This is a genomic window from Streptomyces ardesiacus (genome assembly GCF_003112575.1).
GTDB classification, from domain to species: domain Bacteria; phylum Actinomycetota; class Actinomycetes; order Streptomycetales; family Streptomycetaceae; genus Streptomyces; species Streptomyces ardesiacus.
Genome location: NZ_BEWC01000004.1, coordinates 140,739 through 164,164, shown reverse-complemented (window position 1 = coordinate 164,164; position 23,426 = coordinate 140,739). Strand labels below are relative to the sequence as shown.

At 71.4% G+C, this 23,426-nt stretch carries 21 protein-coding genes; 6 read left to right on the top strand and 15 right to left on the bottom strand.

Translation table 11 applies throughout. The annotated features are described in order from the left end of the window. Nucleotide 1 precedes the first annotated feature (1 nt). From Sdi02f_RS15680 to Sdi02f_RS15670, 3 genes are all read right to left on the bottom strand, one after another. Entirely contained in the window at nucleotides 2-265 is a 264-nt protein-coding gene (locus Sdi02f_RS15680; protein ID WP_030400548.1) for a LapA family protein, read from the bottom strand. Nucleotides 266-324: 59 nt separating this feature from the next. Further along, on the bottom strand, nucleotides 325-789 hold the full coding sequence (locus Sdi02f_RS15675; protein WP_030400549.1) for an SHOCT domain-containing protein: 465 nt from the start codon (nucleotides 787-789) through the stop codon (nucleotides 325-327). Between the two features lie 117 nt (nucleotides 790-906). Beyond that, on the bottom strand, nucleotides 907-3,558 hold the full coding sequence (locus Sdi02f_RS15670; RefSeq protein WP_108933564.1) for a winged helix-turn-helix domain-containing protein: 2,652 nt from the start codon (nucleotides 3,556-3,558) through the stop codon (nucleotides 907-909). 270 nt (nucleotides 3,559-3,828) lie between these two features. On the opposite strand from Sdi02f_RS15670, the gene Sdi02f_RS15665 reads away from it, so the two are divergent. Beyond that, entirely contained in the window at nucleotides 3,829-5,565 is a 1,737-nt protein-coding gene (locus Sdi02f_RS15665; protein ID WP_438363744.1) for a sensor histidine kinase, read from the top strand. 85 nt (nucleotides 5,566-5,650) lie between these two features. Here Sdi02f_RS15665 and Sdi02f_RS15660 read toward each other — a convergent pair whose 3' ends face one another. From Sdi02f_RS15660 to Sdi02f_RS15635, 5 genes are all read right to left on the bottom strand, one after another. Then, nucleotides 5,651-6,535 carry a universal stress protein gene (locus Sdi02f_RS15660; RefSeq protein WP_108933494.1) on the bottom strand — a complete coding sequence of 295 codons (885 nt, stop codon included), beginning with the start codon at nucleotides 6,533-6,535 and terminating at the stop codon, nucleotides 5,651-5,653. Between the two features lie 101 nt (nucleotides 6,536-6,636). Next, the gene (locus tag Sdi02f_RS15655; RefSeq protein ID WP_108933493.1) at nucleotides 6,637-7,218 is read right to left on the bottom strand and encodes an Rv1733c family protein; all 582 of its coding nucleotides are present in this window, start codon (nucleotides 7,216-7,218) and stop codon (nucleotides 6,637-6,639) included. A gap of 172 nt (nucleotides 7,219-7,390) precedes the next feature. Continuing rightward, nucleotides 7,391-8,059 (bottom strand): CBS domain-containing protein, encoded by a 669-nt coding sequence (locus tag Sdi02f_RS15650; RefSeq protein ID WP_055469603.1) that lies wholly within the window; start codon nucleotides 8,057-8,059, stop codon nucleotides 7,391-7,393. Between the two features lie 241 nt (nucleotides 8,060-8,300). After that, nucleotides 8,301-8,759: a universal stress protein gene (locus Sdi02f_RS15645; RefSeq protein WP_055469673.1), complete on the bottom strand. Its 459-nt coding sequence runs from the start codon at nucleotides 8,757-8,759 to the stop codon at nucleotides 8,301-8,303. Between the two features lie 408 nt (nucleotides 8,760-9,167). Next, nucleotides 9,168-9,827, bottom strand: a complete 660-nt coding sequence (locus Sdi02f_RS15635; protein ID WP_053639541.1) for a CBS domain-containing protein — start codon at nucleotides 9,825-9,827, stop codon at nucleotides 9,168-9,170. Between the two features lie 508 nt (nucleotides 9,828-10,335). Between Sdi02f_RS15635 and Sdi02f_RS15630 the strand changes: the two genes are divergently transcribed. Further along, complete coding sequence (locus tag Sdi02f_RS15630; RefSeq protein ID WP_108933492.1) at nucleotides 10,336-11,220, top strand: universal stress protein; 885 nt, start codon at nucleotides 10,336-10,338, stop codon at nucleotides 11,218-11,220. A gap of 119 nt (nucleotides 11,221-11,339) precedes the next feature. Then, on the top strand, nucleotides 11,340-11,738 hold the full coding sequence (locus Sdi02f_RS15625) for a DUF302 domain-containing protein (protein WP_030400558.1): 399 nt from the start codon (nucleotides 11,340-11,342) through the stop codon (nucleotides 11,736-11,738). 72 nt (nucleotides 11,739-11,810) lie between these two features. Here Sdi02f_RS15625 and Sdi02f_RS15620 read toward each other — a convergent pair whose 3' ends face one another. The 3 genes from Sdi02f_RS15620 to Sdi02f_RS15610 all read right to left on the bottom strand — a co-directional run bounded on the left by Sdi02f_RS15620 (nucleotide 11,811) and on the right by Sdi02f_RS15610 (nucleotide 16,961). Continuing rightward, nucleotides 11,811-14,141: a heavy metal translocating P-type ATPase gene (locus tag Sdi02f_RS15620; RefSeq protein WP_108933491.1), complete on the bottom strand. Its 2,331-nt coding sequence runs from the start codon at nucleotides 14,139-14,141 to the stop codon at nucleotides 11,811-11,813. Between the two features lie 118 nt (nucleotides 14,142-14,259). Further along, complete coding sequence (locus tag Sdi02f_RS15615) at nucleotides 14,260-15,786, bottom strand: bifunctional aminoglycoside phosphotransferase/ATP-binding protein (protein WP_030400560.1); 1,527 nt, start codon at nucleotides 15,784-15,786, stop codon at nucleotides 14,260-14,262. A 182-nt stretch (nucleotides 15,787-15,968) separates the two neighbouring features. After that, nucleotides 15,969-16,961 (bottom strand): Acg family FMN-binding oxidoreductase, encoded by a 993-nt coding sequence (locus Sdi02f_RS15610; RefSeq protein WP_108933490.1) that lies wholly within the window; start codon nucleotides 16,959-16,961, stop codon nucleotides 15,969-15,971. Between the two features lie 366 nt (nucleotides 16,962-17,327). On the opposite strand from Sdi02f_RS15610, the gene Sdi02f_RS15600 reads away from it, so the two are divergent. Next, on the top strand, nucleotides 17,328-18,029 hold the full coding sequence (locus Sdi02f_RS15600; protein WP_108933489.1) for a helix-turn-helix domain-containing protein: 702 nt from the start codon (nucleotides 17,328-17,330) through the stop codon (nucleotides 18,027-18,029). A gap of 61 nt (nucleotides 18,030-18,090) precedes the next feature. On the opposite strand, the gene Sdi02f_RS15595 is transcribed toward Sdi02f_RS15600, so the two are convergent. From Sdi02f_RS15595 to Sdi02f_RS15585, 3 genes are read right to left on the bottom strand one after another with little or no spacing between them, the layout of a single operon-like run. Further along, nucleotides 18,091-18,684, bottom strand: a complete 594-nt coding sequence (locus Sdi02f_RS15595; RefSeq protein WP_108933488.1) for a GNAT family N-acetyltransferase — start codon at nucleotides 18,682-18,684, stop codon at nucleotides 18,091-18,093. 54 nt (nucleotides 18,685-18,738) lie between these two features. Continuing rightward, nucleotides 18,739-19,401 carry a response regulator gene (locus Sdi02f_RS15590; RefSeq protein WP_030400564.1) on the bottom strand — a complete coding sequence of 221 codons (663 nt, stop codon included), beginning with the start codon at nucleotides 19,399-19,401 and terminating at the stop codon, nucleotides 18,739-18,741. Then, on the bottom strand, nucleotides 19,398-20,525 hold the full coding sequence (locus Sdi02f_RS15585) for a sensor histidine kinase (RefSeq protein ID WP_108933487.1): 1,128 nt from the start codon (nucleotides 20,523-20,525) through the stop codon (nucleotides 19,398-19,400). The genes Sdi02f_RS15590 and Sdi02f_RS15585 overlap by 4 nt, the downstream gene beginning before the upstream one ends. Before the next feature lie 235 nt (nucleotides 20,526-20,760). Here Sdi02f_RS15585 and Sdi02f_RS15580 point away from each other — a divergent pair, with 235 nt between their 5' ends. After that, entirely contained in the window at nucleotides 20,761-21,123 is a 363-nt protein-coding gene (locus Sdi02f_RS15580) for a DUF6223 family protein (protein WP_030400566.1), read from the top strand. A 277-nt stretch (nucleotides 21,124-21,400) separates the two neighbouring features. Here Sdi02f_RS15580 and Sdi02f_RS15575 read toward each other — a convergent pair whose 3' ends face one another. Further along, a complete protein-coding gene (locus Sdi02f_RS15575) occupies nucleotides 21,401-22,075 on the bottom strand; it encodes a TetR/AcrR family transcriptional regulator (RefSeq protein ID WP_108933486.1) in 675 nt (224 codons plus the stop codon). A 334-nt stretch (nucleotides 22,076-22,409) separates the two neighbouring features. On the opposite strand from Sdi02f_RS15575, the gene Sdi02f_RS15570 reads away from it, so the two are divergent. Beyond that, complete coding sequence (locus Sdi02f_RS15570; protein ID WP_167458181.1) at nucleotides 22,410-23,336, top strand: oxidoreductase; 927 nt, start codon at nucleotides 22,410-22,412, stop codon at nucleotides 23,334-23,336. The last annotated feature ends 90 nt before the right edge of the window (nucleotides 23,337-23,426 follow it).

Below are 23,426 nucleotides of genomic sequence, written 5' to 3'. Positions count from 1 at the left end.
GTCAGTCCGGCCGGCGGGAATGCCGACTCGGCCGTCGCCGCAGGGTGAAGAGGCAGGCGAGCATGCCGAGTGCCCAAGCGATCAGGAGCGCGCCCCACAGAGGCATGGTCACGATCGGAACCAGCAAGCGGATCTCCACGCTCGCCCTGTTCTCAAAAATGAAGATCAGCGCGATCGCGGTGATCACCGCGAACGGTATGAGGCGGCGGACGCCGGGGCGGGCAAGGAAGGACTCGTGCGTCTTGCCTGTGGTGGTCCGGGTCATGGTCTCTCTCCCTCACGGTGCCCCCCACGTCCGGCTGCCCCTGTGTCCTGTGCCCTGCGTCAGTGAGCAGAGGCGCCGGTGCCGGCCCTGCCCGAGTCTCCAGCCGGACCGTGCCCGGAGAGAACGAGTTCCTTCGCCCTGCGGAACTCCTCGTCCGTAATGGCACCGCGGTCCCTGATCTCGGAGAGCCGTGCCAGCTCGTCGACGCTGCTGGATCCTCCCGCCGCTGTCTTCCTGGTGTAGGCGTTGAACTGCTCCTGCTGCGCACGTGCCCTGGTCGTCTCCCTGAGGCCCATGTTCCTGCCGCGGACGATCACGTAGACGAATACACCCAGGAAGGGCAGGACTACGCAGAACACCAGCCAGCCGGCCTTCGACCAGCCGTTCAGCCCGTCGTCCCGGAAGATGTCGGTGACGATGCGGAAGAGCAGGACGAGCCACATGATCCACAGGAAGATCATCAGCATGGTCCAGAAAGCTCCCAGCAACGGGTAGTCGTACGCCAGGTAGGTCTGTGCGTCCATGTCCGGCCTCCGTCCCCGGGCGCCATGACCCGGTCGTCGTTCCTCCCGGGTTCAGGTTGGCCGCCACGCCGGCCGTTCCGCATCACCCGACACGGGTGACCCGGCACTCCCGGCCCGTCACAGGAGGCCGAGTTCCCGCGCGCGGTGTACCGCGTCGTTGCGGCGATTCACCGCCAGCTTCCGGTAGGCGCTCTTGAGGTGGGTCTTGACGGTGTTGACCGACACGGACAAGTCGGCAGCGATCTCGTCCGTGGTCATCACGAGCGCCAGGCGTCGCACGACGTCGCGCTCGCGTTCGCTCAGTTCCACCGGAACCAAAGGTGCGGGACCGGGCACCGAACGCGGTGGTGCACCGTGGCCGGGTGGCCGGCCGGTCAGGAGCCAGCCGTCAGCGAGCTCGTGCAGGGCGCTCGTGGCCAGCAGTGGTCCGAGCCATTCTCCCGCCTGGCGGAAAGGGCGCCGCAGGCGTTCGCGCCGGGCGTCGAGAAGTGCCCGCGCGACGAGCCTGCGCGCGGTGGCCGTGTCCCCCGACTCCTGGGCCGCCCGGGCCTGGACCAACGCCGTCCCGACGGTCACCACGGGGCCGGTGTGTTGCTCGGCGCGAAGGGAGCCGAGGGCGTCGACCGCGGCCCGGCTGCGCCCGGCAGCGGCCTGGATCGCCGCTGCTTCCACGGTGCACACCGGTGGGCCGTCGCAGACGCCCTGGAGCAAGCGGCTGACTTCGCGCGTCCGGCCGTCGGCCAGACAGGCGGCAGCGCGGAGCACTGCCGCATGACTCCTGACCCACGGGGACGCCGTTTCCGCGGGCACGGCCGGTTCCGCCGTCTCGACGGCGGCTTCCCCTTCACCGTTGTCGAGGAGGAGGCGTGACATGGCAAGGGCCCGGCCTGCCACCGATACGGGGTCATGGTCCTGTGCCGGCAGCCGAGCGGCCTTGTCGAGCAGCACGCGCGCCCGGTCCAGCTCCTGGCGTTCCACCGCCACGGCCGCGAGGACCAGCCACCCGATACCCGCGCCTTCCGCCTCCGAGACCGCGGCCAGGGCCCTGCGTTCCGCTCGGCCGATCCAGCCGTTCAGGTAGTCGATCAGAGCCAGGTGCCCCCTCGCCTCCGCCCGAGGCAGCGCGGTCGCGGACCCGCCGGGCGCACTCGACACACCCACCAGCACGGCACGCGCGGCGTCGAGACGCCCTTCCCACACACGGGTCGAGCCCACGTGTGTCCTCAGCAGGGCTACCAGTTCCGGGTGCGCGTCCAGCAGTCGGACGGGCAGCCCTTCCCGTAGTTCCGCAGCAGCCGCGGCGGCCCGCTCTGCTCTCGCCGGACATCCCGTGAGCCGGGCAGCGAGCGCGTCCAGCAGCGCACAGCTCATCCGGGCCGCCGTCTGACCAGGGGAGTCGTGAGCACGGGACAGTTGCCACTCCGCCCGTCGCAGTCGGGTCAGACCGTGATCGAGGCGGTGTCGGCCCAGTGCTTCCGCGGCGCGCACGAGGTTGCTCGCCGGGCTCTCCGCTTCGGGCCCCATCCCGCTGAAGAGCGCGGCCAGCGTGTGCGAGGAGGGGCCCGTGAAGATCTGTCCGATCGCTAGGTCGTCGACGAGCGCGCCGGCAGCCAGGTCCCAGTCACCACCGGCGGCGCCGTGGGCGAGCGTCTCCAGGAGAAAGCCGGAGCGGTGCAGCCAGCGCGCGGCACGCAGGTGCAGTTCCGGCTCCAGGCCGGGCATGCGTGCGTGCAGATGCGCCCGGAGGACCTCCCGGAAGAGCGGGTGCAGGCGGTACCAGGAGTGTTCGAGACGCTCGATGAACGCGTTCTCCCGGTGCAGCGCGGCCAGGAGGGGTTCGGCGTCGCGGCGCAGGGTCAGGGCGTCGGCCAGGCCGGGACAGAAGCGGTCCAGGACGCTGACGCGCAGCAGCAGGTCCTGGGTCTCCTCCGTCCGGCCTTCGAACACCTCGGCCAGGAGGAAGTCCGCGACCGCACCGTGGTCTGCCTCGAACTCCTTGAGACAGCGTTCCGGATCCCTGCTCCCCTGAGCTGCCAGCGCGGACAGACGCAGTCCCGCGGCCCAGCCCCGGGTGCGCTCCACCAGGGCGCGGACGGCGGCCTCGGGGAGACACAGTCCGTGCAGTCGCAGCAGCGACCGGGCCTCGGCGGTGGTGAACGACAGTTCGGCATCGTGGATCTCCGTCACCCGGCCCGCGGCCCGGTAGCGGTGCAGGGGAAGCGCTGGTTCGCCGCGGGTGACGAGGACGAGACGCAGCCCCTGTCCGGCGTGGCGCAGGACGAACTCCAGTTGTCGTCCGACCTCGGGCTCGGTCAGCCGGTCGTACGCGTCGAGCACGAGGACCACGGGGCGGTCGCGCGCGTTCAGATCCGCGGCGAGGGAGGTCAACGAACCCGGCCCGACGGCACCCACGGCGCGGTTCTCCCCGGTACGGGAGGTCCTTGCCGCGCAGGTTCGAAGGGCCTCGAACACGTAGGCCCAGAAGGTCCCTGGCTGGCGGTCGTCAGCCTCCAGGGTCAACCAGGCGACCGGTTCTCGCAGCCCGGCTGCCCAGTCGGCGGTCGCCAGGGTCTTGCCGGCCCCGGCTGTGCCGTTGACCAGAGTCAGCGGCGTGGTGAGGGCGTGGTCAAGGTGTGCCACGAGCCGCTGCCGCCTGACGAAGGTGGCCGGCCGTGTGGGGAGCGTGAACCGAGTTCGCAGGAAAGGCTCCCCCGGAGGGCAGGGGCGCGGGGCGGTCGGATTCGCGACGGTTGCGTGTTTCCGGGCCATGTCGCTCACCACTGTGTCCGTTCGAGACGTGCCGCGGACCGTGCTGGTTCGCCTTCCAGCATCTCAGCACTTCCGCCCCGCTGCGCGGTGCGTCGACCGGCGACCGCGCGACTCCTCGCGCGATGGTCCGATGCCGGGAAACCCCGTGCATTCCTCGACGCATCACGTTCGCTTCCGCGCTCGCGCTTCGTCGGCATCGCTGTTCCGTCGCGATTCGTTACCGTGGCAAGTGGGTGTCGTGGCCGGTCGAGAGTCCGAGGGCACGGAGGCATGACGGTGGGAAGTTCCGAGGAGGCCCGAGACGCTTCGGTACGTCTGCCGCAGATGAAATTGGACGAGTTGTTGGAGGAGCTTCAGGCCCGTCTGGACGCGGCGCGTGGAACGCGGGATCGCGTGCACAGCCTTCTGGAGGCGGTGCTTCTCGTGGGGCGTGATCTGCAGCTGGAACAGGCCCTCCGCACGATCGTCGAGGCCGCGGCGAGCCTGGTGGACGCGGAGTACGCCGCGCTCGGCGTGATCGGTCCCGACGGCCGGAGCCTGTCTGCTTTCTATACGGTGGGTGTCTGGGGAGAGCAGATCGCGCGCATCGGTCGGTACCCGGAGGGACACGGAATCCTCGGAGAGCTGATTCGGCATCCCGAGCCCTTGCGGCTCCCGAAACTCTCCGAGCATCCGGCTTCGTACGGCTTCCCCGTGCACCATCCCCCGATGAACACCTTCCTCGGAGTGCCGATCCGTGTGCACGGCCATGTCTTCGGCAACCTGTATCTGACCGAGAAGAGGGGCGGTCTGCAGTTCGACGAGGACGACGAGTCCGTGCTGTCGACGCTGGCGGTGGCCGCGGGCGTGGCGATCGACAATGCGCGACTGTACGAGGAGTCCCGGCTGCGTGAGCGCTGGCTGGCAGCCAACGCGGAGATCGCTCAGTCGCTCATGTCGGGAGCCGAGCAGAGCGACGTCCTGGAACTGATCGCGGAGCGGAGCCAGGAGATCACCGCCGCGGCGCTGGGGATGGTGGCCATGCCGGTGCGAGGAACCGACTCCTTGACGGTGGAACTCGCCATCGGGAAGGAGGCCGAGGTGATGCGCGGGATGGTCCTGCCCGTTCGGGGGACCCTCGTCGGAGAGGCTTTCGCACAAGGGGTGCCGGTGAGCAGCCCGGACGTGTCCCGGGATGAGCGGATCTCGGCCGGCCCCCGGCGCTTCGAGGGGCTGGGGCCGGCGGTGACCGTCCCCATCGGGTCGGGCGAAGGCGTGCGTGGCGTGGTGCTCCTGGCCCGCGAGGCCGGCGGTGCGTCGTTCAGCGATCGTGAGACGGAGTCCCTGCAGGTTTTCGCTGCCCAGGCAGCCGTGGCGATGGAACTGGCCGACCGCCGCCGGGACGCGGAACAGATCGCTGTCCTGGAGGACAGGGACCGGATCGCCCGCGACCTGCATGATTTCGCGATCCAGCGTCTGTTCGCCACGGCTATGACACTGCAGAGTGCCGGAAAGCTGATCGACCACGACAAGGCCCGGCAGCGTGTGCTGCGGGCGGTGAACGATCTCGACGAGACCATCAAGATCATCAGGTCGACGATCTTCGGTCTGCGTTCCCGGGACGACGAAATGGCCTCCGGTCTCCGTACCCGGGTCGTGGGAGCGGTCGGGGACGCGGTGGGCGTCCTCGGCTTCGCTCCCAGCGTGCGCATGGCGGGCCTGCTGGACACGCACGTACCCGGAAGGATCGCGGACCACCTTCTGGCCGTTCTGTCCGAGGCACTTGCCAACGTCGCCCGGCACGCGCGTGCGGACCGTGTCGACGTCCTGCTGGAGACGGACGGGAGGGAGGTGTGTCTCACGGTGAGTGACAACGGTGTGGGGTGCGCTCCCGGGGGCCGCCGCAGCGGGCTGCGGAACATGGAGGAACGGGCACGCAGATGCGGGGGAGAGCTGGAACTGGGGACTCGGGAGGGCGGCGGCACACGCCTCGTCTGGCGGGCACCGGTAGACAACGGGGAAGGATAAGGAGCACGGGGGGAGCGTCCCGGCGCGCCACCGGCTTCCTCTCGGGCTCCTGGCCGTTGTGTCCTGGCCGTTGTGTCCTGGACGATCATTGGTGTCGCGGGTGGGGGACGAGGAGCACCGGGCAGTACGCATGCTGCAGGACGCCCTGGCTGACGGAGCCCAGGAGCATGCTGCGGAAGCCGCCGTGTCCGCGGGCGCCCACGACCAGACCGAGTGCGTGCGCGGAGGCTTCGCTCAGTTCTCGGACCGGGTGCCCTTTGATCACCTCGTGGTGCAGTTCCACGCCGGGATGTGCCGCGGTGCGCCCCGCCGCCGTCTCGGCCAGGAGCCGTCGGCACTCCTGCAGCGCGTGGTGCTCGTCCAGGACACCGCGCAGGGGGCTGTGCCAGACGTACAAGGCGCGCAGGTGCGCGTCGCGCAGTTGGGCCTCCTCGAACGCGAAGTCCATGGCGGCGGCCGAGCCGGAGCTGCCGTCGACGCCGACGACGAAGTAGGGCGGCTGTTGTGTCGTGTGCTCGGCTTCACGCAGGACGACGACGGGGCATGCCGATCGCGCGCTCAGCGGCAGCGAGACCGAGGCGGAGGAGAACAGCTCACGCGCGGCCCCGGTCCGGTGTGAGCCGGTCACCACCAGCGCGGCATGGCGCGACTGTTCGGCCAGGACCCACGCGGGGTGCCCCTCGGCCAGCAGCGTGGACGTCGCGAGGCCGGGGCAGCGACTCTCGACGAAAGCCAGCGCGTCCTCGAGGATGGTGTCTCCCGCGACGTGGGACGCGTCGCGCCACCGCTCCCACGAAGGGAGGCCGTCTCTCCGCCGGTCGCCCGGAAGCGGTTCACCTTCGGCGTACACCAGCCTCAGAGGGCGCCGACGACGCTGTGCCTCGTCGGCGGCCCAGGCGAGAGCCGTGCGCCTCTCGGCATCGGGATCGACACCGACCACGATCGGGGACGCCTTCATGTCGGTGCGCATAGTCCGCACCCTCCCATTCCGAGGTTTTGGACCCGTCCCGCCCCGGACCGTCAGGTCCGCTCGAAACCGAGCCCGTCGGGATCCGCACGACGTGTCGTGGCTCAACTGGCCGTGTGCCCCCACCGAGAAGCGACGTCTTCCCACTCGTGTTCCCACGCGGCGCGACGACGCCGGTTGAGGACGACCCGCGCGCCGTAGTAGCCGGCGGCGGCCGTCGTGGCGACGGTGAAGGAGGAGGCGGCGCCCATGAACGCCGCGTCCACCCCCGCCTGGGTGGTGGTGGGCGGCGCCGCGGTCACCTGATTGCGGGAGTCCGTCCATACGGTCACCCGCGAGCCCGCCTTCGTTCCCATGTCGACGGGGATCTTGCCCGAGTGCCGTGTGCCGTCGGGCGCCGTCCACCGCACGGTGGCGTCGAGCCGGCCGCCGGGCGCCGCCGTGGCCGGGGACGTGCTGGACACGTCGGACACGAGGGTGGCGGACACCGAGTGTCGCTCCGTGCGTCGTTGGGCGTCGCCGTGTGCCGAGGCGTGTGCCGCCAGCACTCCGGCCACCGGGCCCGCGAGGGCCACGACGAGCCAGACGATCACGAGGACCCAGCCCTCGATCACGTCCTCGCGGCGACGCAGCGGATTGCGGCGCCAACGCCACAGGGACCGCCGAATGGTTGTACCTGCGCGCACTGTGACCACCTCCGGCTGTCGTCGTCCTCAGCCTCGCGCCGCGGCGATCCGCACACCAGGGGCCGTTCGGGCACCACTCGGGATCCGGGTGGGTCGATCGACCCCAAACCCCGTCGGGTCCCCCGCAGAACGCCGACCGCACTCGACCGGTGCGCTCGTGATGGTGGGCGGCTCAGTCCCGCCTGTCGAAGGCGCGGGTGCCGTCACTTCGTCTGGACACGTCCATGTGGACCGAGACGACACCGTCGACGCCCAGGCACAGCCGCTCGATGACCGGAACGAGGTGCTCATCGTCGACGAGACCCTCGACGGTCACCTGGCCCGCATCCACTTCGACCGTCATGTCGGTCGGTGCCAGACCCAGCGTGCGGATCAGGACGTCACCGGATATCTCCTCCCGCAGCGCGTCGTCACGGCGCAGGAACACCCGGAGGAGATCGCTGCGGCTGACGATGCCGACCAGGCGGTCCGCCTCGTCGACCACGGGAAGGCGTTTGATTCCCTCGGTGACCATGAGACGCGCGGCCTCCACGATGGTCCACTCCGGCCGTGCGCACACCGCGGGCGCCGTCATCAGCTCCTCGACCGTCACGCGCTCACCTGCCAAGCGGTCCCTCGGTTCCGGCAGACGGGTCGGACCGGCGGGGTCGGGGTGCTGTGCGACCTTGCGGACCAGGTCCGCCTCCGACACGACGCCGACAGGGTGGCCGATGTCGTCCACCACTGGGACGGCGGTGACGTCGTTGCCGGCCAGGGCCTCGGCGACCGCTTTGAAGGACGCGTCCGTTCGGACGTGGACGACGGGCCAGGTCATGAGATCACCTACCGTGCGGTGCTGCATGGCGCGCCTCCTCTCGACGGCGAGCGGCTGCGGGCCACCCGTGTCGCGGCGGCTCGCTGCCCCACCTCCACCGTGCCGCCCGGCGCTGCTCCCGGCTTGGGACCTTCGTGTCAACGACGAAGGCCGTTCGGCAACCTGGCCGGGACCATGGGCCGCCTGGTGGGCACAGCGTCTCCGCGCGGGGCTGTACGCGTCCGTCGCGGACGTCCAGCGACCCTGCCCGCCGGTGAGACGGAAAGGATCAGTGAACCGGGTCGGTTTCCGTTTCCTGGCGGACGACGACCACGGGGCAGGCGGCGTGCTGGGCGCAGCGCTGGCTCACCGACCCCAGCATCGCCCGCGCGAACGCACCTCTGCCCCGGCGGCCCACGACGAGGAGCTCGGCTCCCTGCGAAGCACGGATCAGGATCTCGGACGGGTCGCCCTCCACGAGAACCTCCTTCAGTCCCGGTGGCCGTTCCCCGGGGAAGATCGCACCCAGCTCCGCCGAGAAGCGCTCACGCGCCTGGGTCAGGTCGAAGTCGGGATCGATGGCCGGACCGGCGAAACCCACGGCGGACGGCGTGTCCCAGACGTGGATCGCCTCCACGACACCACCGACGGAACGCGCGTACCGGTCGGCCCAGCGCAGGGCGGCGTAGGAGGAGGCAGACCCGTCCACGCCCACGACCACCCGTCCCACCGGCTCGGAGGATTGCATGATCACCTCGCTCAGAAGCATCGTCCGTGACTGACCACGCTGCCCGGTGCCGCGCCACCGCGCCAGCGGAGAGAGGGCGGCGGGACGTCAGGCCCCGGGTGCCGCGCGCGGAGACCGGGGCGAGCGGAGGCGCCTGGTGAGGTCCGCCGTCACATCGGACAGCCGCTCGGAGTACACGGCCCGGCCCGGCCGGGGGCCCGGATACGCAGGGCGTCGGCGGGCAGCGCCGCCGGGTCCGCTCGCGCGTCCTGAGAACCGGGTGCGGGCGCGACGGCGTGGGCGGCGACAGGACGGGGACGGGGACGGGGACGGGGACGGGGGAGATACTGCGACGTCGAGACGGAGACTCGGCACTGCAGACGCACATGACCCGCTCTCCGGCGGTGGCGGCCGTGGAGCCCTTTGCCCTCACCCGGCAGAGGCTTCGGCGCCCGGTGGGTTCCACTGGACGTCGACGACACCCTCCACGGCGCGCACCAGGCGAGTGGCGACGGGCACCAGCGAGGTGTCCTTGACCCGTCCCACGAGGGTGACGACTCCGTCGGACACCTCCACCCGGACGGTGTCGGTCGGCGAGCGGAAAAGGGGCGCGACGACTTCCTGGCGGACCTCGTCGGAGATGTCGTCGTCCGTGCGCAGGAACACCTTCAACAGGTCGGCCCGGCTGACGATGCCCTCGAGGAGTCCCCCGGCGCCGACGACGGGCAGCCGTTTGACCTTTCGCTGCGCCATGATGCGCGCGGCCTGGGCGAGGGTGGCGTCCGGGTGGACGGTGACGGCCGGAGTCGTCATCACGTCTGACGCGGTCAGACCGCCGGCCTTGGCCAGATCGGTCAGGCGACGCAGTTGTGTGAACCGATCGGGGTCACTGTCCCGGAATTCCTCCTTGGGCAGCAGGTCCGCCTCGGACACGACACCGATCACCCGCCCCTCGCCCTCGACCACGGGCAGAGCGCTGACCTTCCACTGGTCCATGAGCGCGACGATGTCCTTGAACGGGGCCTCCAGACCCACTGCCACGGCCGTGTGCGTCATCACCTCACTCACGGTGCGGGGGCTGTGAAGCATGGCTTCCTCCTGCTGACCATGGGGGCGAGGGCGGACCGGGCCGCCCACACGGACGCGTAGCCGAACGAGGGCTCCCTAGTAGGGCAAGCGACGTCCCGACGGCGTGCGCAGGTCGGGCGGACACGGCCCTCGCGGAGGGCGGGGCCGCCTTGTCACCTGGATGCGTTCCATGACGATCGCCTTGTCTCGGGATGGCCCCCTTGCTCATGCTCGCTCCCCTGCACCGCACGGGCCATGGGTCCGCCGGCTCACGTCAGGAGGCCGAAACGGCCCGTGCGGTGGGGCCGACCGGCCCTGGTCCGTGCCTCGCGTCCACGGAAGGCGGGAACGCGCTCGTCGGCGTGCGGACCGCCTTCCCGTCGTGCGGCTGTTCGGTGGAGGGATCCTGCGGCCTCAGGGCCGAAGGTCCCCGGCCGGGACCCGGTCGCCCCTGCCGCCCCCGGTCGCCTGGTGCCACGGTGAAGGTGACAGCTCTGCGCTGCGCGAACTGGCACGAGGAGAAAAGGCGGTGGGGATGATGGCACTTCCCCTGGTTGTGGGCCTCGACGGGTCGGACGGCAGTCTCCTGGCAGTGGACTGGGCGGTGGACGAGGCACTGCGCCGAGAGCTTCCGCTGCGCCTGGTCTACGCCTCCCTCTGGCAGCGGTACGAGGGAGCCCTGCCGGCCGTGGGACGAGAGCGCCCCTCCGAGCGGGTGATGGCTGAGAATATCGTCGGCACCGCTGCGGAGCGTGTCCGGCGCCATGGTTCGGGCCTCGCGGTCGACACCGACACGGTGCCCGCGGAAGCGGTGTCGGCGCTCTTGGCCGAAGGCAGGCGCGCCACCGCCGTGGTCACCGGCGCGCGCGGCCGTGGTGAGCTGAGGGGAGCCCTCCTCGGCTCCGTCAGCCTCGCCGTCGCCGCACGGTCCGACTGCCCAGTGGTCGTCGTCAGGGGTGACAAGCCGGCGCTGTCCGGCTCCCACGAACGCGTTCTGCTGGGCGCCGGAGAAGCCGACACCAGCGGTGAGGCCGTGCGGTTCGCCTTTCAGGAGGCCGCCCTACGGGGATGCGAGCTGTACGTCGTACGGGCCTGGCGGTACCCGGCGTATCCGAATGCCGCCGACGGGACACCCGGCGAGGACTCCGCGCTCCGGCACGAGGAGCGGGCCTCCGCTCTGATCGACACGCTGGTGGCCCAAGCCGCGGCGGACCACCCGAGCGTGAAGCTGCGCAAGAAGACCTTGGAAGGCCCGGCCCGCAAGGTACTCGTCCACCAGACGAGTGCCGCGGACCTCGTTGTCGTCGGGGCGCGCCGCAGGTCGGGACACTTCGGTCTTCAACTGGGGCGAGTCACCCACACGCTGTTGCAGCACGCGGCCTGCCCGGTCGTCGTGGTGCCGCAGACGACGTGACGGCCTCCCCGGCGGAGCGCTGCCGCCGCCCCTCTGCGGGTGGCACACGGAGGGCGGAGCCTCGCGTGGACAGTGCCCTCGCCGGGTACCTCGGTAGCCTCGGAAGTCAGGAGGCAACCATGCGTTACGGCCGGACCATCACGCTGGAAGGACCCTTCGACAAGGTGCAGCACGACGTCCGCCAAGCCCTGGCCGACCAGGGATTCGGCGTGCTGACCGAGATCGACGTGCAGGCGACCCTCAAGGCCAAGCTGGATCAGGACATGGAGCCCTACGTGATCCTCGGAGCCTGCAATCCGCCCTTGGCGCACCGAGCGCTGGAGGCCGACCGCTCCGTCGGGCTGCTGCTGCCCTGCAACGTCGTCGTCCGTGGCGACGGCGACCGGGTCGTCGTTCAGGCCATCGACCCCGGCACCATGGTCACCCTCACGGGCCTCGACGCCATGGCGCCCGTGGCCGACGAAGCCGCCCGCCGTCTCGACGCGACGTTGAGTTCACTCGAGTCCGCCGATGCCTAGGGGCCGTCCACGACAGGCCTGTCCTGTGTCCCCTGCCCGCTTCGCGGAGGTCTACGACGTGGTGGCCCCCAGTCACGGGGCCAGGGAGAAGTAGTTCTCCTCCTCCTGGGCGAAGTGCAGACGCAGCACGGTGTTGAGGCCGTACAGGCAGGAGCGCAGGTCGTCCATCTGGTCCGGGGCCAGGCCGCCGTTCTCGTGGGCGAGCCGCACGTGGGCGTCGATGCGGCGGGACAGGCGTCCGATCTCGACGTGTGCACGGCTCATCGTGGCGGTGGACTCGGGACCACCGAGCGCCGGCGCGAGAGCCGGGTAGAGCTGATGCTCCTCGGCGTACTCGTGCGGCAGCAGCCGCTCGGTGATCAGCCGTTGCGCCTCCTCGACGCTCGCGAGGGCCGTCAGACCGGGACCGTCGCAGAGGCGGTCCGCGGCGGCACGCACCGATGCGAGGACGTCCCGCAGGTCGTCGTGCTCGGCGGCGAAGCGGCGGACGAGCGCCTCGGCGGTGGATGTGAGCGCCGGCTGCTCGGCGCGGCCGGCCCGCAGCGCGCGCAGCGCGTTGAGGATGACTGCGACGTCAATGCCCTCTTGCAGCAGCGCGCCGACGGCCGGCTGGAGCAGACCGAAAGCGGCCGCGGCCATGGCGGCCAGCGACAGGAGCATGCCGCCGAGGGCGCTCTGTACGGCGATACGGCGTGATCGCTGCGCGATGGCAACGGCGTCGGCGAGGCGGTCGACGCGGTCGGTGGTGAGCACGATGTCCGCGGCCTCGGAGGATGCCGTGGATCCCCGGGCGCCCATGGCGACACCGATGTCCGCAGCGGCCAGGGCGGGTGCGTCGTTGACCCCGTCCCCGACCATCGCCGTGACGGCGCGGGCACGTTCGCCGCGCACGATTGCCACCTTGTCGGCGGGAGCGAGTCCCGCGCGTACGCCGTCGAGTCCGAGAACGGCTGCCACCTCGTGAGCCGTGGTCGGGCGGTCGCCCGTCAGCATCAGCAGTCGTTCGATGCCGGCCGATCGAAGCCGGCGCACGGCGTGCGGTGCGTCGTGGCGCAGAGGGTCACGCAGCAGGACGGCGCCGGTCAGGCGTTCGTCGACGGCGAGCCACGCCACCGTCGCCCCGTCGAGAAACGCGCGGTTGTCGACTGCCTTCGCCCAGGCCGGCCGCACCCGCGCGGAGTCGTCCCGGCCGATGAAGACCCGGTGACCGTCGACGACACCCCTGGCCCCACGGCCCGGCTCCTCCGTCACGCCCGAGGGCACCGACAGCTCCAGCCTCCGGTTGCGCGCGGTGTCGACCATGGCCTGGGCCAGTACATGGGGCGAGAACTGGTCCAGCGAGGCGGCAAGGCGCAAGACCTCCGCCGGCGTGTGACCGGGTGCGGCCACCACGTCCAGGACGCGGGGACGGCCCAGGGTCAGCGTGCCCGTCTTGTCCAGCAGGAGGGTGCGGGCCCGGCCCAGGTTCTCCAGCGCCCCGCCGTCGCGGACGAGCACACCGCGGCGCGAAGCGCGGGAAAGACCGGAGACGACAGCGACCGGGGCGGCCAGCAGCAGGGGGCATGGAGTGGCGACGACCAGAACGGCAACCGCGCGCACCGCCGAACCGCTGGCCAGCCACGCCAGTGCCGCCGCGGCGACAGCCAGGGGGAGAAACCAGGCGGCGTACCGGTCCGCCAGCCGCACGACCGGCGCCGATTCCGCGCCGGCCTGTTGTGCAAGGCGCACGATCCCGGCGTAGGTACTGTCCTGTTCGGTGGCGGTGGCGCGCAGGTCGAACGCGCCGCCGGCGTTGACCACGCCGCTACGCGCCCTTTCACCCCGGTGACGCGTGACCTGGAGAGGTTCACCGGTGAGCACCGACTCGTCGAGGACGGCTTCGGCGCTCTCGACACGGCCGTCGACCGGAACCACCTCGCCTGGACCGACGACCAGTGAGTCCCCGGCAGCGATCTCCCCCAGTGGCACCCTGACCACGCCGTCGTCGGTGCGGCGGCGTGCCGAGCGCGGAGCGTGTGCCAGCAGGGCGTGCAAGTCGTGTGAGGCGCGCCGCTGCGCGGCACCCTCAAGGGTGCGGCCCGTGGCCAGCATGAGCGCGATCAAGGCCCCGGCCAGGTACTCACCGACGGCCAGGGTGCCGCCGAGCGCGAGTACGGCGACCAGGTCCACGCCCGCGTGCCCGCGCCGGAGCGCGACCAGTACCCATCCCACCGCGGGGACGACGGCGGCCACGGTGCCCAGTCCCCAGAGGAGGTCCGCGATCCCGGCAGCACCGGCGAAGAGGGCGACGCCACCACCCACCAGAGCCGCGGCCGTGAACGCGAGAAGGCCGTGCTCGAGCCGGGAAGATGCGAGCGCCGCCGTTGAGCGGCGCAGTGGCGCGACGAGGAGAGCGCGGTTCATGGGTACCTCGGTCCGTACGGCGCTGCAACGTCGATCCGCTCCTCCCATGGAAGCGCGGTACGCACGCCGAGGCCAGGGACGATCGGCCCCCTCCACGGGGCCGGTCGGGCGCCGTACGTCAGCCCGGTTCCATGTAGGGACGCCGGAACACCTTCGCCTGGTCCGCGCCCCAGGGCCGCACGGATGCCAGAGCCTGGGCCACCGCCGACCCCAGCGCACCACTGGTGTCGACGCTGACCGCCTCGGGCCATGGCTGTTCCTCGGCCGCCATGGCGTCGGCCACGCCGACGTCGGCATCCGATACGCCGGGGGAGCGGGTGTTCAGGCGAGCCGCTGCCAGGTCGGCGGGCACATGGCAGTGCAGGGCCACGAGGTCGGCGTGGGCGTGCTCGGCCGTCTGCCGTGCCGCCTCGCGCTGGGCCGAGTCGATCCACGAGGCGTCCAGAACCACGGATTCGCCCACGGCCAGAAGAGCCGCTGCCCGATCGAGAAGTTCGGCGTAGGTTCTGGCCGTCCACTCGGGGGTGTACAAGCCCTCGCGATAGTCGGCCGCCGCGGTGTGCTGCGAGGAGAGCCCCGCCATCTCCTTGCGCACACGGTCGCTGCTGAGAAGTACTGCTCCGAGACGGTCGGCCAGCGCGCCGGACAGGGTGGACTTTCCCGTGCCGGGGAGACCGGCGACGAGCGTCAGGCCGACGGCCGAGGCCCTCAGGTGACGCAGCGCCGTGAGGACGAGCCGTCGTGCCGCCGCCTGGGCGCCGGGTGCGCCCTGCCGGGCCCGGATCATGGCGACCTTGGCCCGGACGAAGGCACGATAGGCGACGTAGTGGTGCCACAGGGACGGCGGTGCGGCGTCGGCGGAGTATTCGCTGTACTGGGCGAGGAAGAAGGCCGCTGACTCGGGCGCGCCGAGCTGCTCGAGGTCCATGGCAAGGAACGCGGCGTCATCGAGACCGTCGATGTACCGGAGACGGTCGTCGAACTCCAGGCAGTCCAGGATCCGCGGCCCGTCGTCGAGGCAGAAGATGTCGTCGGCGAGGAGGTCACCGTGGCCGTCGAGCACCCGGCCCTGTTCGATGCGGAGATCGAACAACGACGTGCGCCCCGCGAGGTAGCGGCGGACCAGCCGTTCGACCTCCGCCGGCTCGTCCGGCCGCGGGCCGTCGGACGCCATGGCGTCCACGTGCGCGAAGTTGGCCTCCCAGCGGGACGCCAGGGCCTCCCGCGTGCCCTGTGCCGCGATGCCGGGGCCACGGGGGGCAACCGCGTGCCATGCCGCGAGCTCTCTGGCCACGGCCCGCAGGGGGTCCTCGACGGGCGCCCCTGTCCGGACGAGATGCGACAGACGGCGATCATCGGGCATGCGACGCATGACGACGAGCGGCTCGGGGTCCTGCTCACCCGGGGTGCGGAGTTCACCCAGACCCATGTACACGTCCGGCGCGAACCGCCGGTTGAGTTCGATCTCGCGCTCACACACGGCGCGACGTGACGACCAGGTGGTGTAGTCCACGAACCCCAGGTCCACCGGCTTCTTGCGCTTGTACACGTGGTCTTCCACGAAGAAGACCACCGAGGTGTGCGTCTCACGGACGTCCGCGGGCTGTGCCGTTGCCGGATCCTCGCGGCGCCCGGGCTCAGGCACGGCGAGCCGCCCCGGCGTCGAAGGTCGCGACGACAGCCGTTGACATCACGGGCGGCCTCCGCTGTGTCGACATGGCGTGTGCTCTCCCTCGAGGAGTACCTCATCGTCTTCAGGGGTGCATCCGGGCGCGGCCGGCCCGGTGCGCCGTCCGGCGCCGGCCGCGCAGCGGGGGAGGGCCTCCGTCAGCCGATACTCAGTACGTCCGGTATGGGCCGTCGAGGCGTGGCCGGGCCCTTCGGCCCGTACCCCAGACGAAGAACCATCTGCACGTGGCCCACTCCCGATCTGCGGTCCCGGGCCAGCAGGCGTAGCTCCCGGTCCTCCAACGGGTGTGAAGTCAAGGACGTGGACAGACCGGCGAGAGTGCTCTCCAGCAGGACGCGTTCCAGTGCCTGCCCGGCCTCCAGCCAGTCCGTGGGGCCGTCACCGCGAGTGCCGAGCAGCGCCAGGTGCGGAGTGTGCTCGAAGCCCGCACTTCCTCGGCCGGGTACCGGCCTGCGTCCGGAGAAGTCGCGCACGGGGGCCTTGCCGTCCGTCTTGCGCGGGCCGAAGGCGTACGCGGGGACACCGTCGACAGCGGTGTCCGCCTCATTGCCGAGCCTCGTCCAGCGCACCACGTCCTCGTTCCCCTCCGCGTGCACCAGGTCGCGGTCCTCGGCATCGTGGACCAGTTCGAGCAGGGTCTCGACGTGCCATCGACCTGGGAAGAGCAGGATCGCCTTCTCTCGGGCCGCGGCATCCCGCAACGTGGCCCGGACGTTCTCGGGGATGTCTCTTTCGGAGAACGGGTGTCGGCTCGTGCGTCGCTGTCGGATCGCCGGATGCAGCCGCCACAGATCCTTCTCCTGCGGTGCCTCCGACGGATCGGCCAGACGCACGGACGCGAGGAGCGACGGGTCCCGCCGGTCGGGAAGCAGCCGGGTGAGTGGCACCAGGGACGCGTGCACTGCGGCGACGCGCAGGTTGAAGAGGGCCGCCCCGCAGCCGATGTGCAGGGCCCGGTTCCCCGGATCGGAGCGGGGCATGGCCCGATCCGGATCGGCACGCAGAAGCAGGAGGCGCTCGGCTGCGAGGAAACGGAAGCGCCACGGCTGCGCGTTGTGCATGGACGGGGCGGTCGTGGCTTCGGCCACCAACGTGGTCACCGTCTGCTCGTCGAGTTGGACATGAGTCATGGAGTCCTCCTTGTGACCCCACCGGCGGGACGGCTCCCCGGGGACCGGGACCGACCGGACCCCACCGGGCCTCCGTCCTGTGCTCGCGCCGCTCACAAGACCCCGTCGGCCGTCTCGGCGCGTGACTTCGGCGCCGCCTCCATGGTGCATCGAGCGTGTCGCCGGCGGGGAGGGCCGTACAGACTCCCCATCGGTCCCGCCCGGCCCAGGCCCTGTGGGACTTTCGGCCGGGCGGAGACGTCCCGCGCCGGGGCGAGGCGGTCTGCTTCGTGCGGGGCGGCCGGCTTCGCCGGCGTTCACTCCGCTGGCGGACGATCCGCGCATCTGCTCCTCTGGAAGAAGGCGGAAGGAAGGGAGCTGACCGTCGTGCACGCCGATCCAGAACGGTCAGGTGCCCGGGCTCAGCCGTCCGGCGACGACGGCGGCGTGGCCGACCGGATAGCGGTGCGGCGTGAGCAGATGGGCATCTCCCGCGACGAGCTGGCCAGGCGAGCCGGCATGTCCACGACGTACCTGCACGAGGTCGCGAGCCGCCCCGGAGGCTTCGACTCAGAGGCGCTCGCGCGGCTCGCAGCCGTGTTGGACATGTCGTACGAGGAGCTGACGACCGGCCGGGCCGATGCGCCGCCGGGCAGGGGAGGGCCGGCCGGGCAGCCGGTCCTGACGCGTCTGTCCGAGCAGGAGTGCTGGCAGCGGCTGGGGACGCACGGCATAGGCCGCATCTCCTACACGGCCGGCCCGGGCAGGCAGGCTCCGGTGGTGGTGCCGGTCAACTTCCTCGTGGACGGGCGGAGCATCGTCTACCGCACGGATCCGGCGGGCGTGGCCGGAATCCGCGCCGGAGAGGCAGTCGCCTTCGAGGCCGACCATGTCGACGAGCTGACCGGCACGGGGTGGAGCGTCCTGCTGGCGGGCACCGCCGAGCACCCGGCCGACCGCGATGCGCTGGAGGCCCTGGCGCGAAGGCGTGCGGCGGGCCCTTGGGCGGGGGGAAAGCGCGACTTGTGGGTGCGTGTCCTGCCGCACCGGGTGAGCGGCCGCGTCATCCAGTCCCTGGGGGAGGCGTAGCGTGCCGCCCGTGTTCGCGGCCATCCCCGGAGACCGGCCCGTCCCGTGGAGTGGGTTCACATCAGATACGTCCCGGCCCTGACCTTCCCGGGCAGGGCATGCTCATGTAGAGGGCTTGCTCGCCCGATGCGGGCGTGCCGTCGTAGAGCGTCGTGTCCAGGCCGCAGAAGGTGAACCCCATCCGCTGGTAGGCGTGGATCGCCGGGGCGTTGATGTTGGTGACTTCCAGCCAGATGTGCCCGGCGCCGCACTCACCGGCGAACTCGACGGCGCGGCCGATCAGGGCGCGGCCGACGCCCCGGCCTCGATGCGCCGGAGCGATTTCGATGTCCTCGACGGTCAGCCGCCGGTTCCACGAAGCGTGGGAGACGGTGGCGAAGCCTGCCAGGCTGCCGTCGGTGCCGACGGCGACGAAGGTGCGGCTGTGCGGATCCTCTTCGGCCACGGGGGTATGCGCGTCGTGGGTGTCCTCGGCCGGGAAGACCTTGTGGACGGGCGGGTGCACAGGGACTTCCCGGAGGGCGAACCCGGCCTCGGTGACGGTCACCTGGAAGACGGTGCGGGTGGTGAAGGACCCGTCGAGCGCCTTGATGGCCTCGATGTCATCGGGCCGGGCAGTTCGGAACTCGTAGTCCATGTCCTCAATGGTCGTCATGGCATGAACGTAGGACCGTTCCGACTGGCGAGGGACAAGTTCCGGACGGACTTCTCAGGAGCGGCGCGGAGTCACCAGGCCGGACTCGTAGGCGAGGACCACGAGCTGGGCGCGGTCGCGGGCGTGGAGCTTGGCCATGGCCCGGTTGATGTGGGTCTTGGCGGTCGCCGGACTGATGACCAGGCGGTCGGCGATCTCGTCGTTGGACAGGCCGTGTGCGGCCAGGGCGACCGCTTCGCGTTCGCGGCCGGTCAGTTCCTCCAGCCCGCCGCCGGCGGGGGCCGGCGGGGGCTGGGTGACGTACCGGTCGATGAGTTTACGGGTGATGGCGGGGGCCAGCAGGGCGTCACCGCGGGCGGCGACGCGTACGGCGTGCAGGAAGTCCTCCGGCAGGATGTCCTTGACCAGGAATCCGGCGGCCCCGGCGCGCAGTGCGTCGAAGACGTACTCGTCCATGCCGTAGTTGGTCAGCATGACGACGTGTACGCCGGCCAGGGCCGGGTCAGCGGCGATGCGCCGGGTCGCCTCGATGCCGTCCATGACGGGCATCTGGATGTCGATGAGGGCGACGTCGGGCAGCCACTCCTCGAGGAGTGCGAGGCACTCTTGACCGTTGGCGGCCTCGGCGACCACCTCGATGTCGTCCTCGAGGTCGAGCAGCGCGCGGAAGCCGCTGCGGATGAGTGGCTGGTCGTCGACCAGCAGGACCCGGATCACGAGGCTCCGGTCGTGGGCAGTTCGGCCTGAACGGTGAAACCGCCCGTACTGCGCGGCTCGGTGTGCAGTCGGCCGCCCAGGGCCGTGACGCGTTCGCGCATGCCGAGCAGCCCGAGCCCGGACGTCGGCACGGGGTGCAAGGTGGCCTTTCCGTCGTCGTCGACGCGGATGGCGAGAGCGTCCGACCGGTAGTCGATGCGTACGGAGGCGGTGGTGGCGGCAGCGTGCCGGGCGACGTTGGTGAGCGACTCCTGAACGATCCGGTATGCGGTACGGCCCACCGCGGCCGGTACGGCGTGCGGACGTCCTTCGACCATCAGCGTCGCCGCCAGACCAAGCCCCTGGAATCGTTGCACCAGGTCGGGGATGTGCTCGAGACCGTGCGGCGGGGTGGTGCCGTCGTCGCGCAGCGCCTCGAGGGTCGCCCGCAGCTCGCGGCTCGCTTCCCGGCCGGCTTCCTGAATCGCCAGCAGGGCCTCCGGTACCCGCTCGCCCCGCCGCCGGGCCACGTGGACCGCGACCTCGGACTGCACCTTGATGACCGAGATCTGGTGGGTGAGCGAGTCGTGCAGCTCCCGCGCGATGCGCAGCCGCTCCTCGTCGGCCCGGCGGCGCGCGGTCTCCTCGCGAGTGCGCTCGGCTTCGTCCGCCCGCCGTTCGGCCTGCCGCACAGCCTCCCCGGCGGCGAACGCGGCGATCAGCCAGGCGAGTTCAAGGGTGCTCCGGGCCTGCGCCACGACCTCGCGCGCGGATCCCTCACGAAGGAGCAGGGCCGTGAGGTGGAGCACGGCGAGCAGGCCCGCGGAGGCAGCCAGCGCGGCGGTGCGGCGCCCGGCGCGCACCGCGCCGTAGACCGCGATCAGATACGGCACGGAGAGCGCCTCGAACCCGGCTCCCAGGTAGCCCACGGCGCACAGCCCGGTGACGGCCAGGACCGCGAGCGGTGCCCGGCGGCGCGCGGCCAGCGCCAGCCCGCCGGCCGCCAGCAGCGCGGAACCGACCAGCTCGTGGCCCCCGGCCGGGTGCGGCGCGGACAGCCCGGTGCCCAGCAGCAGCGCCGCCACGCCCACGGCGGTCACCCAGTCGGTGACTGCGGCCGGGACAGCGAACCGTCCTTTGTTCATGGGTGCACCGTAGCCTGATGCCGTTGGGGGCGAGTCCGCCCCATGGACGAGCGGTCGGCTACCGCATCTGCGGTACCACCGAGCCGCGTGCCGCCGCCGCGGTATCCGGATGCCACGGCGGCGGCAGCGGGAAGTGCCCGCGTCTGCTGGACGACCGGCATGAAGGCCGGCGCGCATGCTCTCCAGGGACATCGGACGTCGAAAGTGGCGACGGAGACAACAGGAGGGGAGCGGCATGACTTCTTCAGCGGCACTGATGGCGGCCGCCGAGGGCGGGGCCATCGGCGACGGGCGGACAGGGGCCAACCTGGCCCTCGCCGTGGGGGCGCTCGGGCTGGTGATCGGCTGGCTGGCCCTGGCCCGCGCCGGTCGCCGGATCAGCACCGGCAACGCGCGTACCGGCGGGGTGGCGGCCATCGCCGTGGGAACGGTCGGCACGGGGCTCGCGGTGCTGCATCTGGCCACCTCCAGTGGTGGTCCCGGCACCGGGAACGGACTCGTCGGCGCCATCGTGGCCGTTCCGCTGGGGCTGGGCGCCGTGCTCCTCGGCCGCCGGGCTCTGACCCGCTGCCGCCAAGCCGATCGGATGACTGTCTGACCACCCGTCTGACCCGGTCTGACCGCCACTGGTCACGGCGTGCGTGCGGCCACCGCACGCACGCCGGAGCCCGTAGCCGGAGCCCGTAGCCGGAGCCCGTAGCCGGAGCCCGTAGCCGGAGCCCGTAGCCGGAGCCCGTAGCCGGAGCCCGTAGCCGGAGGCACCGACGGCCGACACCGTAGCCCGGTGCCGGCCGTCGGTGCCTGGACTTGTCGTTTGTCGAAGCCTTGTTGCAGACGCGCGCGGATGCTCCGAGGCGAGCGGGGCAGAACCGGGCTCAGGCGGAGGCGCGGACGATGGTGCCCGCGATGAGCGTGGCCAGCATCTCCCGCAGGGCAGTCACGAAATCCAGCTTGAACGCGGTGAGTGAGGGGTCGGCTTCGTAGGCGGCGAGCATCGCGGCGGAGGGCCGTGCGTGGGTCCACACGGCGCCGACCGCCATGATCATGGCTGCGGTCAACTGCGGTGCGCTGTCGCCCAGCTCAGGAAGGTGCTGCTGGGCCAACGCCGCGATGTCGGCGACGTTGGCCACGGCTGCGCGCTTGTAGCGGGCGGCCACCTGCGGGGACACGTTGTGTTCCAGTACGCCCGCCTGCGCGCTCAGCAGGTCGCACAGGACCCGGCGTTGGGCGAGCGAGCCCGCGATGACGGCGGCGAACTGCTCCGCACGCCGGTGCACCGGAGCGTCCTCGTCGATGCCCGCGCGCACCAGGGCAGGCAGGTCGGCCACCCACTGCCGCCAGGCACGGTCGAGCAGCTCCAGCAGGATCGCCTCACGCGATTCGAAGTAGCGCAGCACGTTGGACTTCGCCAGCCCGACGCGGCGGCTCAGCTCGTTGAGGCTGACCTCGCCGATGGGCATCTCCTCGAGCATGGCGGCCGTGGTGTCGAGGATGGCCCGGCGCCGTACCTCCCGCTGCTCCTCACTGCGCGCGCGCTGGAAGTTCGTCATGCCCCCAGATTACAGACAACCGGTCTTTTGACATCAGACCAGCGGTCTAATACGTTGGGACACAGTCGAACAGACCACCGGTCTGAAAAGGGGTGGGTCTTGGATTCCGCACCGGGCCCCATGCCCCGCGTCGACGAAGCCGGCACCGACGCCTGAGGGAGGCTCATGGCGCCCAGTGCCGCCGGCGCCTTCAGCGGCGTGCGCCTGGACATCGTCCAGGTCGTCGCCGGTCGTCGAGGACACCCTCGGCATGTTCTTCCCACTCGGTGTCACGAAACCGCCGAGCGCCGCACGACCGAGCACGGAATCAACGAATTCGAGGAGCGTGGCCACGGTGAACCACTGGACCCCCGACGACATCCCCGACCAGACCGGTCGCACAGCCCTGATCACCGGCGGGAACGGCGGAATCGGTCTCGAGACCGCCCGCGCGCTCGCCCGGCACGGAGCCCGCGTCGTCCTGGCCGGCCGCAGCCAGGCCAAGCTGGACCGTGCTGCGGAGGCTGTGCGCGCCGCGACCCCCGGGGTCCGGACGGGCACCCTCGTGCTCGACCTCTCCGACCTCTCCTCCGTGCGCAACGCGGCCACCCGAATCGCCGAGACCGAGACGGTCGACCTGCTCTTCAATAACGCCGGCGTGATGAACCTCCCGGAGCGGCGGACCACCAGCGACGGCCTCGAGATGACGGTCGGCACCAATCACCTCGGCCACTTCGCCTTCGACGCCCAGGTCTGGCCCGCCGTGCGCCGCTCGCCCGCGCCGCGCGTGGTCACCGTCAGTGCCATCGCGGCGCGGTGGTCCATGGGCAGGCTGGACGACCTGATGAGCGAGAAGAGCTACCGCGCCATGGGCGCCTACGCCAAGTCCAAGCGCGCCAACATCGTCTACACCCTCGAACTCGCGCGCCGTACCGCAAGCAGCCCCGTCGAGGCCCTCGTCGTCCACCCGGGGTCGGCGATGACCGGCCTGCAGCAGCACGGCACCGGCGCGCTGAGCCGCATCGTGACCCCGATCGCCGCACGCCTCCTCATGGGTTCCCCCGAGGGCGCCGCCTGGCCCTCCCTGTACGCGGCGACCAGCCCGCACGTCCGGTCGGGCCGGTTCATCGGCCCCGCCGGACGCGACCAGACCTCCGGCACCCCCAAGCCCGTCAAACTTCCCACGGGCGCCGACGACCCCGCGGAGGGCAGGCGGCTGTGGGCGGCGAGCGAAGAGCTCACAGGTGTCCCTTTCGACCTCGAAGCCGGGGCCGCCCTCTAGGGTCGGTCCGTCTCACGCAGACGGGCGCGAGGAGCCTGGCACTCTCGTCCGGCCTTCAGGGAGGAGGCCGGGGCCAGTGCACCGTCTGCC